Annotated in this window: 17 protein-coding genes; 4 read left to right on the forward strand and 13 right to left on the reverse strand. The window is 60.7% G+C overall.

Translation table 11 applies throughout. From position 1 onward, the window contains the following. The first annotated feature begins 202 nt into the window (after nt 1-202). Genes FDM28_RS13525 through FDM28_RS13535 form a run of 3 tightly spaced genes read left to right on the forward strand, consistent with a single transcriptional unit; the run spans nt 203 to nt 2,066 of the window. Nucleotides 203-838 carry an outer membrane beta-barrel protein gene (locus FDM28_RS13525; RefSeq protein ID WP_138515927.1) on the forward strand — a complete coding sequence of 212 codons (636 nt, stop codon included), beginning with the start codon at nt 203-205 and terminating at the stop codon, nt 836-838. A gap of 43 nt (nt 839-881) precedes the next feature. After that, on the forward strand, nt 882-1,535 hold the full coding sequence (locus FDM28_RS13530) for a BON domain-containing protein (protein ID WP_138515929.1): 654 nt from the start codon (nt 882-884) through the stop codon (nt 1,533-1,535). 9 nt (nt 1,536-1,544) lie between these two features. After that, nucleotides 1,545-2,066, forward strand: a complete 522-nt coding sequence (locus FDM28_RS13535; RefSeq protein ID WP_138515931.1) for a DUF1269 domain-containing protein — start codon at nt 1,545-1,547, stop codon at nt 2,064-2,066. A gap of 16 nt (nt 2,067-2,082) precedes the next feature. Here FDM28_RS13535 and dusA read toward each other — a convergent pair whose 3' ends face one another. Genes dusA through hemN form a run of 4 tightly spaced genes read right to left on the reverse strand, consistent with a single transcriptional unit; the run spans nt 2,083 to nt 6,343 of the window. Next, complete coding sequence (gene dusA, locus FDM28_RS13540; RefSeq protein ID WP_138516330.1) at nt 2,083-3,063, reverse strand: tRNA dihydrouridine(20/20a) synthase DusA; 981 nt, start codon at nt 3,061-3,063, stop codon at nt 2,083-2,085. A gap of 46 nt (nt 3,064-3,109) precedes the next feature. Further along, a complete protein-coding gene (locus FDM28_RS13545) occupies nt 3,110-4,192 on the reverse strand; it encodes a GGDEF domain-containing protein (protein ID WP_138515932.1) in 1,083 nt (360 codons plus the stop codon). 54 nt (nt 4,193-4,246) lie between these two features. Further along, a complete protein-coding gene (locus FDM28_RS13550) occupies nt 4,247-4,933 on the reverse strand; it encodes a sulfite exporter TauE/SafE family protein (RefSeq protein WP_138515934.1) in 687 nt (228 codons plus the stop codon). A 9-nt stretch (nt 4,934-4,942) separates the two neighbouring features. Then, nucleotides 4,943-6,343, reverse strand: a complete 1,401-nt coding sequence (gene hemN, locus FDM28_RS13555; RefSeq protein WP_138515936.1) for an oxygen-independent coproporphyrinogen III oxidase — start codon at nt 6,341-6,343, stop codon at nt 4,943-4,945. 193 nt (nt 6,344-6,536) lie between these two features. On the opposite strand from hemN, the gene fnr reads away from it, so the two are divergent. Continuing rightward, complete coding sequence (gene fnr / locus FDM28_RS13560; protein ID WP_138516332.1) at nt 6,537-7,256, forward strand: fumarate/nitrate reduction transcriptional regulator Fnr; 720 nt, start codon at nt 6,537-6,539, stop codon at nt 7,254-7,256. 1 nt (nt 7,257) lies between these two features. Here fnr and FDM28_RS13565 read toward each other — a convergent pair whose 3' ends face one another. The 9 genes from FDM28_RS13565 to FDM28_RS13605 all read right to left on the reverse strand — a co-directional run bounded on the left by FDM28_RS13565 (nt 7,258) and on the right by FDM28_RS13605 (nt 15,025). Then, nucleotides 7,258-7,494 carry a hypothetical protein gene (locus tag FDM28_RS13565; protein WP_138515938.1) on the reverse strand — a complete coding sequence of 79 codons (237 nt, stop codon included), beginning with the start codon at nt 7,492-7,494 and terminating at the stop codon, nt 7,258-7,260. Between the two features lie 22 nt (nt 7,495-7,516). Further along, nucleotides 7,517-7,792 carry a FixH family protein gene (locus FDM28_RS13570; protein WP_138515940.1) on the reverse strand — a complete coding sequence of 92 codons (276 nt, stop codon included), beginning with the start codon at nt 7,790-7,792 and terminating at the stop codon, nt 7,517-7,519. Nucleotides 7,793-7,805: 13 nt separating this feature from the next. Next, the gene (gene ccoG, locus FDM28_RS13575; protein WP_138515942.1) at nt 7,806-9,251 is read right to left on the reverse strand and encodes a cytochrome c oxidase accessory protein CcoG; all 1,446 of its coding nucleotides are present in this window, start codon (nt 9,249-9,251) and stop codon (nt 7,806-7,808) included. A gap of 12 nt (nt 9,252-9,263) precedes the next feature. Then, entirely contained in the window at nt 9,264-10,175 is a 912-nt protein-coding gene (gene ccoP / locus FDM28_RS13580) for a cytochrome-c oxidase, cbb3-type subunit III (RefSeq protein ID WP_138515944.1), read from the reverse strand. A gap of 19 nt (nt 10,176-10,194) precedes the next feature. After that, nucleotides 10,195-10,338 carry a CcoQ/FixQ family Cbb3-type cytochrome c oxidase assembly chaperone gene (locus FDM28_RS13585; protein ID WP_206021972.1) on the reverse strand — a complete coding sequence of 48 codons (144 nt, stop codon included), beginning with the start codon at nt 10,336-10,338 and terminating at the stop codon, nt 10,195-10,197. Nucleotides 10,339-10,353: 15 nt separating this feature from the next. After that, nucleotides 10,354-10,980: a cytochrome-c oxidase, cbb3-type subunit II gene (gene ccoO, locus FDM28_RS13590; RefSeq protein WP_138515946.1), complete on the reverse strand. Its 627-nt coding sequence runs from the start codon at nt 10,978-10,980 to the stop codon at nt 10,354-10,356. Nucleotides 10,981-10,992: 12 nt separating this feature from the next. Beyond that, nucleotides 10,993-12,429: a cytochrome-c oxidase, cbb3-type subunit I gene (gene ccoN / locus FDM28_RS13595; RefSeq protein WP_138515948.1), complete on the reverse strand. Its 1,437-nt coding sequence runs from the start codon at nt 12,427-12,429 to the stop codon at nt 10,993-10,995. Between the two features lie 98 nt (nt 12,430-12,527). Next, the gene (gene ccoS, locus FDM28_RS13600; protein WP_138515950.1) at nt 12,528-12,665 is read right to left on the reverse strand and encodes a cbb3-type cytochrome oxidase assembly protein CcoS; all 138 of its coding nucleotides are present in this window, start codon (nt 12,663-12,665) and stop codon (nt 12,528-12,530) included. Then, complete coding sequence (locus FDM28_RS13605) at nt 12,665-15,025, reverse strand: heavy metal translocating P-type ATPase (protein WP_138515952.1); 2,361 nt, start codon at nt 15,023-15,025, stop codon at nt 12,665-12,667. Before FDM28_RS13605 ends, ccoS begins: the two co-directional genes overlap by 1 nt. Between the last annotated feature and the right edge of the window lie 109 nt (nt 15,026-15,134).

Raw genomic sequence — 15,134 nt, forward strand, 5'->3', positions numbered from 1 at the left:
TACATGCCAATTTGGCTTAAAAATCGCCAACTACAAAGTACATAGTGCCGCACCTGTTGGCAGCCGCCTGTCACGGGTGTGTCGATTTAGCGGATCCGTGCGGCTTAGGCGCGCTTGCGCACAGATGGCGGCGCTTAAGTCGCCCACAGTGAGGTTGTCTCCCGGAGTGATCCGGTTCTTTTCTCTTTAAAGGCTGCTCACTATGCACACACCCCGCATCCCCGCCCCCCGCCACATCCAGCGCTCCCAAGGCGCCACGTTGGCAGGACTAGCCCTGTGTCTTGTCGCGCCGTTTGCCATGGCGCCCGCCGCCGCCCAGATGTCACCCGCCCGCGGCAACGCCTACAGCCCGGGCTATATCGACATCAGTGTCGGCTCATCCGACTATTCCAAGCCCAGCAACGGATTCGGCATTTTCGACAACGACCAACGGGCCACCGCCTACAGCGTCAGCATGGGCAACTATGTATTCAGCCCCAACTGGGGTCTGGAGGTGGGTTACACCGACTTCGGCTCGGTCAACCGTGCCGGCGGCCGCACTACGGCGGATGGCATCAACCTGAACCTGATCGGCCGCATGCCGCTTAACCCCGCCTGGAACCTGCTGGGCAAGGTGGGCACCACCTACGGCCGCACCGATGTCAGCAGCGCGCCCACGTCCGGCGTGCAGTCCGGCAGCGAGCGCGATTTTGGCTGGAGCTATGGCTTGGGCGTGGAGCTGCAGCTGGCAGCCCAATGGTCCGGCGTGCTGATGTACGAAGAGCACACCATGAAGTTCCCCGGCGGAAGCACCGACCGCATCAGCGCCACCAAGCTCGGCCTGCGCTACCACTACTGAACCTCCTGACCTTGCCCCCTCCTCCAACCACCCAAGGAAACCCATGAAAACCGATCTCCAACTCCAACAAGACGTGCTGGCTGAACTCCACTGGGAACCCTCGGTCCACGCTGAGAACATTGGCGTAGAAGCCAAAGATGGCGTCGTCACCTTGGCCGGCCATGTGATGACCTACCAAGAGAAATACCACGCCGAAAAAGCCGCGCGCCGCGTAGTGGGCGTGCGCGCCTTGGCCGTTGAAATCGATGTAAAGCTGGCCTCCAGTGGCATCCGCAACGACAGCGACATTGCCAACTCCGCCAAAAACGCGCTGCAATGGATGTCCACCCCGCTGGGCAACAAGGTGAACGTGACCGTTGAAAAAGGCTGGATCACCCTGACCGGGCAAACCGAGTGGCAGTTCCAGAAGCTGGCCGCGGCGGTGGCGGTGCGCTACCTGATGGGCGTGAATGGGGTGTCCAACCAGATCATTCTGCAGCCTGGTACCAAACTCAGTGCGGCCAAAGCCGACATTGAAGCCGCGCTGGTGCGCCGCGCCCACACGGACGCCGGCAAGATCAACATCGACATCGACGGCAGCACCCTCACCCTGACTGGCAATGTCAGCAACTGGACCGAGCGCGACACCGCCAAAGAAGCCGCCTGGAGCACGCCCGGCGTGACCAGCGTGGTCGACAAAATGACCATGACCTTCTGAGGGCAGCACATGCAAGCCCATACCAACGCCTCGGTGTCCATCTGCAACTCCCACCAGGAGGCAGAAACCGCTATTCAAACGCTCAAGAAGTTCGGCTTTGATGTGAGAAAACTCTCGCTCATCGGCAAGGGCTATCACAGCGAAGAGCACCCGGTGGGCTTTTACAGCACCGGCGACAAGATACGCGCATGGGGTAGCACCGGCGCATTCTGGGGCAGCATGTGGGGCATTTTGATGGCACCTGCCGTCTTCATGCTGCCGCCCTTGGGCATGATCGCCATGGCAGGGCCGATTGTGTCGGTAGTCATCAGCGCGCTCGAAGGCGCGGTGCTGGTGGGTGGCTTGTCAGCCGTGGGCGCGGCCTTGAGCCAGCTGGGTGTTCCTAAGGACCAAGTCATCGTGTACGAGACAGCCCTCAAGGCCGACAAGTACGTGCTGATGGTGCACGGCAGCGACGACGAAGTGGCACGGGCCAAGTCCATCCTGGCCGGCACCCAACCCGTGGAAGTCGCTGAAACGCTACTGAATTAGTAGCATCTCCCGCAGACTATACGGGCGCTGGAGCCCTATTTGACTCTGGCAGATGAGCTAGGGCCATCACCTCACGGGCACCCAGGTGCTTGAGGCGGTGATCGGTCCACACCTGCCGCCAGCGCCGCGCACCGGGCAGGCCGTGGCGCAAACCGAGCATGTGGCGCGCAATGCTGTACCAGTGGGTGCCATGCAGCGCAGCCTCGCGCTCCATGTAGTCCACCATCTGGGCCTCCACCATCTCGCGGGTGATGTCCCGCTCGGGGGCGCCGTAAAACGCGCAGTCCCACTCGGTCAGCCACCAGGGGTTGTGATAGGCCTCGCGGCCCAGCATCACGCCGTCCACATGCTCTAGGTGACCCGCCACTTCGGCCGTTTTAGTAATGCCACCGTTGATGGCGATGGTGAGGTGCGGAAAGTCTTGTTTGAGCTGGTACACCAGCTCGTAGCGCAGGGGCGGGATTTCACGATTCTCTTTGGGGCTCAGCCCCTTGAGCCAGGCGTTGCGCGCGTGGGCAATGAACACGGTGCAACCGGCATCGGCCACGGTGCCCACAAAGTCGCGCACAAAACCGTAGCTCTCTTCCTTGTCAATGCCGATGCGGTGTTTGACCGTCACCGGCACATCCACCGCATCCACCATGGCCTTGACACAGTCCGCCACCAGCGGCGCTTCATTCATCAGGCAGGCGCCAAAGGCACCGCGCTGCACCCGCTCGCTGGGGCAGCCGCAGTTGATGTTGATTTCGTCATAGCCCCACTCCTGGCCCAACTTGGCAGCTCGCGCCAAATCAGCAGGCTCGCTGCCCCCCAATTGCAAGGCCACAGGGTGCTCTTCAACGTTAAAACGCAAGTGACGCGGCACATCGCCATGAATGAGCGCGCCCGTCGTCACCATCTCGGTGTAAAGCAGCGCGTGGCGGGAAAGCAGGCGGTGGAAATAGCGGCAGTGGCGGTCCGTCCAATCCATCATCGGCGCCACGGACAGGCGCCACATCGCGTCCGGCACGGCAGACTTGTTTTCTAAAGCGGGCATGCCGCAATTATCCCTGCGATGGCGCAAACACCTCAACGCGGTCGCGACCGCCCTGTTTGGCGAGGTACATGGCGCGGTCGGCCAACTCCACCAAGCGCTTGGGGGACGTCAGCCCTTCGGAGTACGCCACCCCCACACTCGTGGTCATGGAGCGCGCCAGACCCACCATGGATTTGACCGCCACCCGGATACGCTCGGCCACCACCAAGGCATCCTTCAACTGGGTGTCGGGCAGGATGACGCAAAACTCCTCCCCGCCATAGCGGGCCACATGGTCATAAGCCCGGCACTGGCTTTTCACCGCCAAGGCAAAAAACACCAACGCCTGGTCGCCGGCCACATGGCCGTAGGCATCGTTGTAGGCCTTGAAGTGATCGGCATCCACCATGAGCAAACACAAGGGCGATTTGGACCGCAAGGACCGCGCAAACTCGTTGGCCAGCAAACTGTCAAATGCACGGCGGTTTTTGAGCGCCGTGAGTGGATCGGTCAGCGTTTGCTCTTGCAGCTCCATATTCAGCTCTTCGATACGGTGCTGGTGAGCCTCCAGCTGCTGCTGGCGCAAGGTTTGGGCCCGGTTGATCAGCTCCATCTCCGCGTGGGAGCGCCGCAGTGCCAGCAACTGCACCACTTGGCGCGACAAGGCCTGCAAAGCCGCCGTTTGCCGCTCGGTGAGCTTGCGGGGCACACGGTCAATCACGCAGACGGTGCCCAGCGCGGCGCCCGAGGGGGTCAACAAGGGGGCACCTGCGTAAAACCGGATGCCAGGGTTGCCTGTCACCAGCGGGTTGTTTGCAAAACGTTGGTCTTCGCGGGCGTCCGGCACCTCCATCACCCGCTCCGGGTCGGTAATGGCATGGGCACAAAAGGCCTGCCCACGGGGTGTTTCCATCTCGCTCACGCCCAGACGGGCCTTGAACCACTGCCGGTCTTCGTCGATCAGGGAAATCAGTGCAATCGGCGTATCGCAGATGTAAGACGCCAACATGACCACGTCGTCGTAGGCTTGTTCGGCCTGGGTGTCCAGCACGCGGTAGCTGCGCAACTCGTCCAGTCGGAGCTTCTCGTGTGCGTTAGCCGTAGTGTCCATGCTGGCAGATGTTTGCGGTAGTCGGGTGGAGTGCGCCGGCACCCACCTTACGGCTCAGGGTACGACGCACCAAGGAGCTTGATTGTGCATCAATCCCATCCACAAAGCCCACGCTGCACTGAGCGCCAATGCGCCGCCCGCCAGGCGAACGCCCCAAGTGCCATCCCCCATGCGCGCCATGCCCAAACGCAGCCACAGCCACGGGCCCAGCATCATGCTGACCGAGGTGCCCACCACAAAAAGTGCCATGACTCCAGCGCCCGATACCGCATCACCCGCCAATGCAGCCACCAGCAAGGCAGAGTACAGCAAGCCACAAGGCAACAAGGCCCACAAAGTGCCCAATGCCAAGGGCGCCCCCCGGCCCCAGCGCGCACCCCAGCTACGCGCCACACCCCAGACGGTCCGCGCCCCGGTTTGCAACCACACCGGTTGACGGCCGGCCACAAGTAACACCAGCCCCAGAAAAAATGCCGCCACGTGCACCATGGACCACACGGGGCGCAGGGCCGCCGACTGCACCGTGAGCCAGCCCAAGCCCTGCATGGAAGCCGCAGCCAGCGCGCCCAAGGCGCTGTAGCCCAAGACCCTGCCCCCTTGGAAGAGCCACATGGCGCTCACGCGCCCGGAATCCCCCGCCGCCTGGCCGATGCCTGCGCACGCCACGCCACACATGGCCACGCAATGCGGGCCGCCCGCCAAGCCCATGAGCAGCGCCGTGAGCGCCAAAGAAGATTGCATGCCCCGGTTTTAAATGATTTTGGAAAAGCGCGCCCGGGTACGGTCGGTTTGCAAATAACGGTCAAACACCATGGCCACCGCGCGGACAAAAAACCAGCCCTGGGTGGTGACTTGAATGGCACTGTCATCCATGGTGACCAAGCCCTGATCAGCCAAGCCTTTGAGCACCTCCAGCTCGGAGGCGAAATAGCTCTTGAAGTCCAACAGGTAGGCCAGGTTGATGGACTCGAACTGCACCTGCCCTTGGCACATCAGCGCCATGATGACGGCGCGGCGCACCAAGTCATCTCGCGTTACCGCCAACCCGCGCACGATGGGAAAGCGGCCCTGATCCAGAAAGTCGTAGTACTCATCCAGCGTCTTGGCGTTCTGGCTGTAGGTGGCGCCAATGCGTCCGATGGCGGACACGCCAAGCGCAATCAAATCGCAATCCGGCTGGGTGCTGTAGCCCTGAAAGTTGCGGTGCAAGCGCCCCTGCCGCTTGGCCACGGCCAAAGAGTCGTCGGGCAGGGCAAAGTGGTCCATACCCACATACACATAGCCTGCCCCCATGAACGCGGCCAGCGAGCGCGCCAACATTGACACCTTGGATGCCGCACTGGGCAGCTCCACCGTTGCGATACGCCGCTGGGGCTTGAAGCGCTCGGGCAAGTGCGCATAGGCATACAGCGCAATCCGGTCCGGCCGCAAGGCATTCACCTGGGCCAGCGTGCGGTCAAACGATTCGGGGCTTTGTTGCGGCAAGCCGTAAATCAAATCCACATTGATGGACTCAAACCCGCGCGCGCGGGCCGCCTCCACCAGCGCAAACACCTGCTCTGCGGGCTGCACCCGGTGCACGGCTTTTTGCACCGCAGGGTCAAAGTCCTGCACACCAAAGCTCAGGCGGTTGAAGCCCAACTCGGCAAGCGTGTCCAAACGGCCGGCATCTACGGTGCGCGGGTCCACCTCGATGGAGTACTCCCCGCCCGGTGCGAAATTGAAATTGCGCCGCAGCATGCCCATGAGTTCACGCAGCTCAGCATCACTCAAAAAGGTAGGGCTGCCGCCCCCCAGGTGCAGTTGGCTCACCATCTGGCCTGTGCCCATCAAAGCGGTGTGCAACTCCACCTCACGTGTCAGGTAGCGCAAATAGGTGGCCGCCTTGTCATGGTGCTTGGTAATGATCTTGTTGCACGCACAGTAATAGCAGAGTGACTCACAAAACGGAATATGTATGTACAGCGACAAGGGCAAAGCCAAGGCAGCGGCCCCGCTGCGGCGTTGCGAAAGCGCCTGGGCATAGTCGTCCGCGTTGAAGGCCTCCACAAAACGGTCTGCCGTCGGGTAAGAGGTGTAGCGCGGCCCGGATACGTCGAACCGGGTCAACAGTTGTTCTGAAATAGGGGCGGTGGCGACGACTGCGTTCATGAATACTCCAAGCTGGCACACCGACTGTGACCGATGCGCCCGCAAAACTCCTTGATATGCATCAAGAAGCCCAATAATGCATGGGTACATAATTGACTTGTATCAGGGGAACACCATGCTCGAACACGCCACGCCTACCAATAAGCCCGAAGACGCGCACGCCAGCATCACGATCACACCGGTCGGTGGCGCGGTGAGCCCCCACACCATGAAGGTGGCGTGCTCCAACTGCAACCTGCGCGAACTGTGCATGCCCCTGGGTTTGAGCAGCGCCGAGCTGGACAAAATTGATGACGTCGTGGCCAGCCGCCGCAAGGTCAAACGTGGCGGCACCCTGTTTCGCAATGGCGAAAAGTTCACCAGCCTGTACGCCATTCGCACCGGTTTCTTCAAGACCTGCGTAGCCTCCGAAGACGGCCGTGACCAAGTGACCGGCTTTCAGATGGCGGGCGAAGTCATGGGCCTGGATGGCATCGTGCACGACCACCACACCTGCGATGCGGTGGCGTTGGAAGATGCCGAAGTGTGCGTCATGCCCTTCGATCGGATTGAAGAGCTTTCCCGTGAAGTCAATGCATTGCAGCGCCATGTGCACAAAATCATGAGCCGCGAAATCGTGCGGGAGAACGGCGTCATGCTGCTCTTGGGCAGCATGCGCGCCGAAGAGCGTTTGGCTGCGTTTTTGCTTAATCTGGTGCAACGCCTGCACGCACGCGGCTTCTCGCAATCAGAGCTGGTGCTGCGAATGACCCGCGAAGAAATCGGCAGCTACCTCGGTTTGAAGCTGGAAACCGTGAGCCGCACTTTTTCAAAATTTGTGGAAGACGGGATTGTGGAAGTCAAACAGCGCCACGTGCGCATCCTGAACACCGATGCCCTGAAAGACATCCTCAACCCCAAAGTCTGCAACTAAGTCACTGGTTGACTTCGTCGGCGCTCATATCCAAGAGCGCTGTCAAGGTGCTGGAGGCGATGGTCACGCCCCAGAACACAAAAAAGGCCACGGTGTAAATCGCTTGACGCGACAAGGTCAGAGGCACCCCATTCCAATGCAAGTCTTGCGGATCAAATACCGCAAAGACCGCGATCTCCAGCACGCCGGCGGCCAAAAAAGCGGGCCACACAATTGCCATCCATTTCGCTTGCCACATGGTGAGCCTCCTTCAGAGGTGTTTACGGGGCTTTGTGGGCAGGCAGCACAATGCCGGTCGCGGCATGGTTGCGGGCCTGCATGGCAGGCGCCAGACTTTCGGGCTTGGAAGCCAAGGACTTGTTGATATCCAGCCCTGCCTGGTAGTAGTTTTCATCCACCACAGGGTCCATGCCTTTGGCAGCCACATAGAAGGTATAAAAACTGGCGATCACTACGATCAGCGGGCCGGAGAGCACCAGCCACACATGACCGAATTGCCACCAGGGATGATTTGCATCAGGGGTATTGGTAGACATGGTTTTTCTCTTTCTAACGGGGAACAATAAACACCGACTTTTCAGTCACTACCGTGCCTGCGGGTGACGAGGTCACGGTAAATCGTATCGGGTGCGAGCCGGGCTTGGCACCTTCATAGGGCAACTGCACCCGCACCGCCACCCAGCGGGACTGCGTGGGCTCCACTGCCACCACAGTATCGGAAGACATAGCCAAGCCGGGCAGGCCCTCTGCGCTGACGTGGAACTCCTGCAAGGACTCTGCGGCATTCATGATCTGCAGCCGGTAAACGTTTTCGAGCCGGCCACCCGACACGATGCGTGCCAGTGCGCCGCGATCGCGCTCGACATCCACCTTAAAGGGAGGCCGCATCCACAAACTCACCAGCATGGCAATCACCACGGCCAGCAAAATGCCGGTGTACACCAGCACGCGCGGGCGCAACACATGGCGCAGGGTTTGCGCACTCGTCCAATGCTGGTTGACTGCGTTTTTGGTGGAGTACTTCACCAAGCCGCGCGGGTAGCCCATCTTGTCCATCACGGTATCGCACACATCGGCGCACGCACCGCAGCCGATGCACTCGTATTGCAAGCCTTTGCGGATATCGATCCCGGTGGGGCACACCTGCACGCACAAGCTGCAATCCACACAGGAACCCAAACTCAGGGTGCTCAAGTCTGCTTTTTTGGAGCGTGCACCGCGCGGTTCGCCACGGGCCTCGTCGTAGGTCACGATGAGGGTATCGTTGTCAAACATGGCGCTCTGAAAACGCGCATAGGGGCACATGTATTTGCACACCTGCTCACGCATGTAGCCAGCATTGCCATAGGTGGCAAAGCCGTAAAACAAAATCCAGAAGCTTTCCCACGGGCCCAGACCCAGCGAAAAAAGCTCAGCGCCCAGGCTGTGAATCGGGGTGAAGTAACCCACAAAGGTAAAACCCGTCCACAACGCAACAGCGACCCACATCACCTGCTTGGCGGTTTTGCGCCAGAATTTTTCCAGCGTCCACGGACCGGCATCACGGCGCATGCGCGCAGAGCGGTCGCCTTCGGCCAGTTTTTCCAGCCAAAGAAAAATCTCGGTGTATACCGTTTGCGGGCAGGCGTAGCCGCACCACAGGCGCCCGGCCACCGCGGTAAACAAAAACAAGGACAAGGCCGAAATCACCAGAATGCCGGTGAGGTAGACAAAGTCCTGCGGGTACAACACCAAATTAAAAATGAAAAATCGCCTTGCGCCGAGGTCGAACAGCACCGCCTGGCGCTGCCCCCACTCCAGCCAAGGCAATCCGTAAAAAACCAGCTGCGTCAGGAAAACAAAAGCCCAACGCCACCGTGAAAAGTAACCCGATACGCTGCGCGGATAAATCTTTTTATGCGCCTCGTACAACGCAATGGTTTCTTCATCCGCACCAGGCGGAGGAGCGATAGGCCCCTTGTCTGGCGACTCAGCGATGGGTATGACTTTGTTCACGGTGAGGGTCGTTTACTTGGTGGCGCCTACGTTGGACATGCCCCACACATAAGAGGCCAACACTTTGATCTGCGCGGGTGACAGCTTTTCAGCCTGTGCAGGCATCTGGTTGACCTTGCCATTGTTCACCATGGCGATGATGGCGTTTTCACCGTAGCCGTGCAGCCAGATGTCGTCCGTCAGGTTGGGGGCACCCAGCGCCTGGTTGCCCTTGCCATCCGCACCGTGGCAGGCGGCACATGCTGCAAACTTGGATTTGCCCAAGTTCGCACGCACCGAGTCATGGGGGCTGCCGGAAAGGCTGAGCACGTAGTTGGCGACGTTTTTCACATCGTCCGCAGTGCCGACCGCCGCTGCCATGGGGGGCATTTGGCCGATGCGGCCTGCCGTCAAGGTTTCCGCAATCTTCTCGGGAGCACCACCGTGCAACCAGTCTGCATCGGTCAGGTTAGGGAAGCCTTTGGAGCCGCGGGCATCCGAGCCGTGGCACTGGGAGCAGTTGTTCATGAACAAGCGTTCACCAATGGCGTGGGCCTGGGAGTCTTTGGCCATGTCCTCGGGCTTCATGCCGTCAAAACGGGCATAAATAGGCGCGACATCGGCGTTGCCCTTGGCCACTTCCGCCTCGAACTGGCCTTGCGATGTCCAACCCAGCTTGCCGGCGAAGTTGCCCAAACCGGGGTAGATTGCCAGGTACAAAATCGAGAACACGATGGTGATCACAAACAAACCCACCCACCAGCGGGGCAAGGGGTTGTTCATCTCGCGCAGATCGCCGTCCCACACATGGCCGGTCGTGTTGTCATGGGCGGTCATGGCCTTGGCCTTGCCGCTGAACCACAACAGGAACAGGCAAGCCACGATGCCGATCACCGTGACGGCGGCCACGTAGATCGACCAGAAGTTACTTGTAAAGTCGCTCATTTTTTTTCCTTATGCGGGGTCAATCCTGCTCAAAGGGCAGGTTCGCAGCTTCTTGAAAATCACCCGATCTGCGCTTGGACCAAGCCCAGCACACGATGGCGATAAAGACCAGAAAGCTGACCAAAGTGGTCGCAGACCGCAGGGTGTTGATATCCATGTCCATGGTGAACTCCCGGGCTTATTTCAGTGCCAGGCCAAGCGCCTGCAAGTAAGCAATCGTGGCTTCCAGCTCGGTTTTGCCCTTGACTTCTTCACTGGCCTTGGCGATCTGCTCATCGGTGTAAGGCACACCCACGGTACGCAGAGCACGCATGTGAGTGGGCAGGCTCTCGGCGTCCACCAGGTTTTTCTCCAACCAGGGGTAGGCCGGCATGTTGGACTCGGGCACTACGTCACGCGGGTTGGTCAAGTGGATGCGGTGCCATTCATCGCTGTACTTGCCGCCCACGCGGGCCAGATCGGGACCAGTGCGCTTGCTACCCCATTGGAAGGGGTGGTCATACACCGACTCGCCCGCCACCGAGTAGTGGCCGTAGCGCAGTGTTTCGGCGCGGAAGGGGCGGATCATCTGCGAGTGGCAGTTGTAGCAACCTTCGCGGATATACACGTCGCGACCTGCAACCTGCAGTGCTGTGTAGGGCTGAATGCCCTTGATCGGCTCCGTGGTGGACTTTTGGAAGAACAGCGGAACAATTTCCACCATACCGCCTGCGAGCAGCACCAGCAGGATCAGCACAATCATCAGAAAGTTGCTGGTTTCAATTTTCTCGTGCGAGAGACCGGATGTACTTTTTTCGTTTGCCATGGTGAGTACCTCTTAAGCGTGAGCCGCAGCGGCGGGAATGGTGACGCTGCTGGCGCGGCCGGCGGTAGCGGTTTTCAGGGTGTTCCACAGCATGATCAACATGCCGCTCAGGTACAACAAACCACCGAGGAGACGCAACACATAGAAGGGATAGGTCGCCTTCACCGACTCCACAAAGGTGTAAGTCAAAGTGCCGTCGGGGTTGATGGCGCGCCACATCAGGCCTTGCATCACACCGGCAATCCACATCGCGGCGATGTAAATCACGATACCGATGGTGGCGACCCAGAAGTGCAGCTCAATGGCTTTGACGCTGAACATCTGCTTCTGGCCAAACAGGCGGGGAATCAGGTAGTACATGGAACCCATGGTCACCAAGCCCACCCAGCCCAAGGCGCCGGAGTGCACGTGGCCCACGGTCCAGTCGGTGTAGTGGCTCAAGGCGTTCACGGTCTTGATAGACATCATGGGGCCTTCAAACGTGGACATGCCGTAGAAGGACAAGGACACGATCAGGAAGCGCAGGATGGGGTCGTCACGCAGTTTGTGCCATGCGCCCGACAGGGTCATGATGCCGTTGATCATGCCGCCCCAGCTGGGTGCCAACAAAATCAGGGAGAACACCATACCGACGGACTGGGTCCAGTCAGGCAAAGCGGTGTAGTGCAAGTGGTGAGGGCCGGCCCACATGTAGGTGAAGATCAGCGCCCAGAAGTGGACGATGGACAAGCGGTAGCTGTATACAGGGCGGCCTGCCTGCTTGGGGATGAAGTAGTACATCATGCCCAGGAAGCCTGCGGTCAGGAAGAAGCCCACCGCGTTGTGGCCGTACCACCATTGCACCATGGCATCTTGCACACCGGCATAGGCCGAGTAGCTCTTCATCCAGCCTGCTGGAATGGCTGCACTGTTGACCAGGTGCAGGATGGCCACGGCCAGGATGAAGGCACCGAAGAACCAGTTGGCCACATAGATGTGCTTGACCTTGCGTGTGCCCACAGTACCGAAGAACACTACCGCAAACGACACCCAGACCAGCGTGATAAGGATGTCAATCGGCCACTCCAACTCGGCGTATTCCTTGCCCTGGGTGTAGCCCAGCGGCAGGGAGATGGCAGCGGCCAGAATCACCAGCTGCCAGCCCCAGAAGGTGAAGGCCGCCAGCTTGTCGCCAAACAGGCGAACCTGGCAGGTGCGCTGCACCACGTAATAGGCGGAGGCAAACAGGCCGCAGCCACCAAACGCAAAAATCACTGCATTGGTGTGCAGCGGCCGCAAGCGCCCGTAGGACAGCCAGGGAATGCCGAAGTTGAGTTCGGGCCAGGCGAGCTGGGCGGCGATGATCACGCCTACCAACATGCCGACCACTCCCCAGACCACGGTCATGATGGCGAACTGGCGCACAACGGTATCGTTGTACACCGTCGCCTGCTGATTTGGAAATGCCATATTTACCTCTTCTTGGATTACTTCAAAGCGAGTGTCTGCCGGGGTTTGAAAAACTGGGTTGACCCATATCAACCGGCAAGAAAAACGAGGGAACTTTTTTACGGTTCACGCAAGATGCGTTCACCTTCGGACTCAATATCTTCAAACTGCCCCCGGTCGATGGCCCACCACAGGCCTCCCAGAATGAAGAACACCAGCACAACCGATAAGGGAATCAACAGGTACAAAATGTCCATCAAGCCTCCTGATGCAAAGAAATAGGATACGCAGGCAATGTGCCAGTCCGCACCTGCGCAGTGCGCGCCGACAAACGCAGCGCATTACCCACCACCAGCAGCGAGCTGGCCGCCATGCCCAAACCAGCCAACCAGGCGGGCAAATACCCCGCCACCGCCAGCGGAATGCAAGCCAGGTTGTAGGCCAGTGCCCACGACAGGTTCTGGCGAACCACCCGCATGGTTTTGCGTGCCAACTGCCACGCAAGGACCACGCTACCGAGCTGGTCGCCCAAGGCCACAAAATCAGAGCGGGACTGGGCGATCGGCACCGCGCGGCCAAAGGCAAACGACACATGGGCACCGGCCAACACGGGGCCGTCATTCAGCCCATCGCCCACCATGACCACCACACGCCCCTGGGCCTGCAAATCCTGCATGTAGGCCAACTTGTCTGCCGGGGAACAGGCACCCCGAAAATGGGCAATTCCGGCGCGCTGCGCCATGGTGCGCACTGCCTCCAGCCGGTCCCCGGACAGCAGGTGTACGCCCACGCCCATGGCCTGCAAGCTGCTGACCACCTCCAAAGCGTCATCGCGCAACTCTTCTTGCAAATGGAAGGTGGCCAACCAGCCGCCGGCATCACTCAGGTGCACAACCAGGCCATCGTCCGTTGAGCCGGGGGTGCCGCCCGATGCCAAACCGCAAAAAGCTGCCGTCCCCAGGCGACAAATGCCCTGCACCCCCGCCCGGTCAGCAGCGCGCACGGCCAAGGTGCTGCGTACGCCCTGCCCTGCTTCTTCAGCCACCGCATCCATTTGCCACGGCGTGATCGCCTCCAGCTCGGCAGAGCGCACCAGCGCCCGCGACACCGGGTGCAAGGACTGGGCCGCCAGCCCCGCTGCGCAGGCCAGGGCCTGGCGGCGATCCATGCCCACACGGGAATGCACCGTCCGCAACACCATGGCATCGCGCGTGAGGGTTCCGGTTTTGTCAAAAACCACCGTATCCGCCGTCGCCAGGGATTCGAGCGCGGGCAAGCGGCGCACCAGCAGACCCCTGCGGGCCAAGTTCCCCGCAGCGGCCAGCATGGCAGCCGGCGTGGCCAGCGAGAGCGCACATGGGCACGTCACTACCAGCACCGCCACCGCCACCATCAGGGCATGACCCGGATCGGTAGACCACCACCACACGCCTGCGGCCAATGACGCGAACAGCACCGCGATCAAAAACGGTTTGGCTAATCTGTCCGCGAGCAGAGCGCTGGCAGGTTTGGTCGTCGAGGCGCTCTCCATCAGCGCCAGAATCTGGGCAAAGCGGGTAGCCTCGCCCACCGTTTGCACCCGCACCAGCACCGTGCCAGACAGGTTGTGGCTCCCCGCCACCACCGCATCTCCCACGCCGCGCGCAAGCGGGCGGGACTCGCCTGTCAGCAGCGACTCATCCACCATGGTGCTGCCCTGCTCCAGCACACCGTCTGCGGCAAACGCCTCGCCGGCGCGAACCTGCATCACATCGCCCACTTGCAAGCGGCGCACCGCAATCGGCTCAAAGCTGCCGTCCGCTTTGCGGCGCTGCACGCTCTCGGGCATGCGGTTCATGAGCGCTTCCAAGGCGCCAGCGGTGCGGTCGCGCAGGCGCAACTCCAGCCATCGCCCGGTGAGCAAAAAGAACACGAACATGGTGAGGGAGTCGAAATACACCTCGCGGCCAAAAATGCCCTGCGGGTCAAAGGTGCCGGCCGTGCTCGCTGCAAAGGTAATCAACATGCCCAGCGCCACCGGCAAGTCCATGCTGACACGTGCATGCACCACATCCGACCACGCTTTGCGAAAAAACGGCCCACACGAAAAAAGAATGACCGGCAGCGTCAGCACCCAAGACGCCCAGCGGAGCAACTGCTCGTACTCACCGCTCAAATCGCCGGGGCGGGCCTGGTAGGCGGGCCATGCGTACATCATGACCTGCATCATGCACAGTCCCGCTACCAGCCATTGCCACAGCGCCTTGCGGGATTCGGCTTTGCGCCGCTCCGAGGCAAACGCATCGTTGGCCGGCACCGCACGGTAGCCTGCGGCCTGCACTGCCTGCATCCATTGCGAAGGCAGCACCGCGTCTGCCGACCATTGCACTTGCGCCCGCTGGCTGGCCGCGCTCACCCGCGCACCCAGCACGCCGGGGACCTGGCGCAGCGCCTCCTCCACCGTGATGGAGCAGGCCGCGCAGTGCATGCCCTCAATCACCACATTGGATTCCCACTGCGCGGGCGTGTGCGGGTCTTGCCGGCTGAACGCACTCCACTCCACCGGATCGTCCACCACGGACAACGCACCCGGCTCCGGTAGGGACTCAATGGCACTGTCGATGGGCGTGGCAATCATGGAGTGGGATTTTCCGTCCAGCCTGCAGATCAAAGCTTGATGCAAATCAAGTCTAGCAGGGAAGGTAGGCGTAACCTAGCGGTTCATTCAGCCCTATTCACTCAACAGG

Source organism: Rhodoferax bucti (genome assembly GCF_005876985.1).
GTDB lineage: Bacteria > Pseudomonadota > Gammaproteobacteria > Burkholderiales > Burkholderiaceae_C > Allorhodoferax > Allorhodoferax bucti.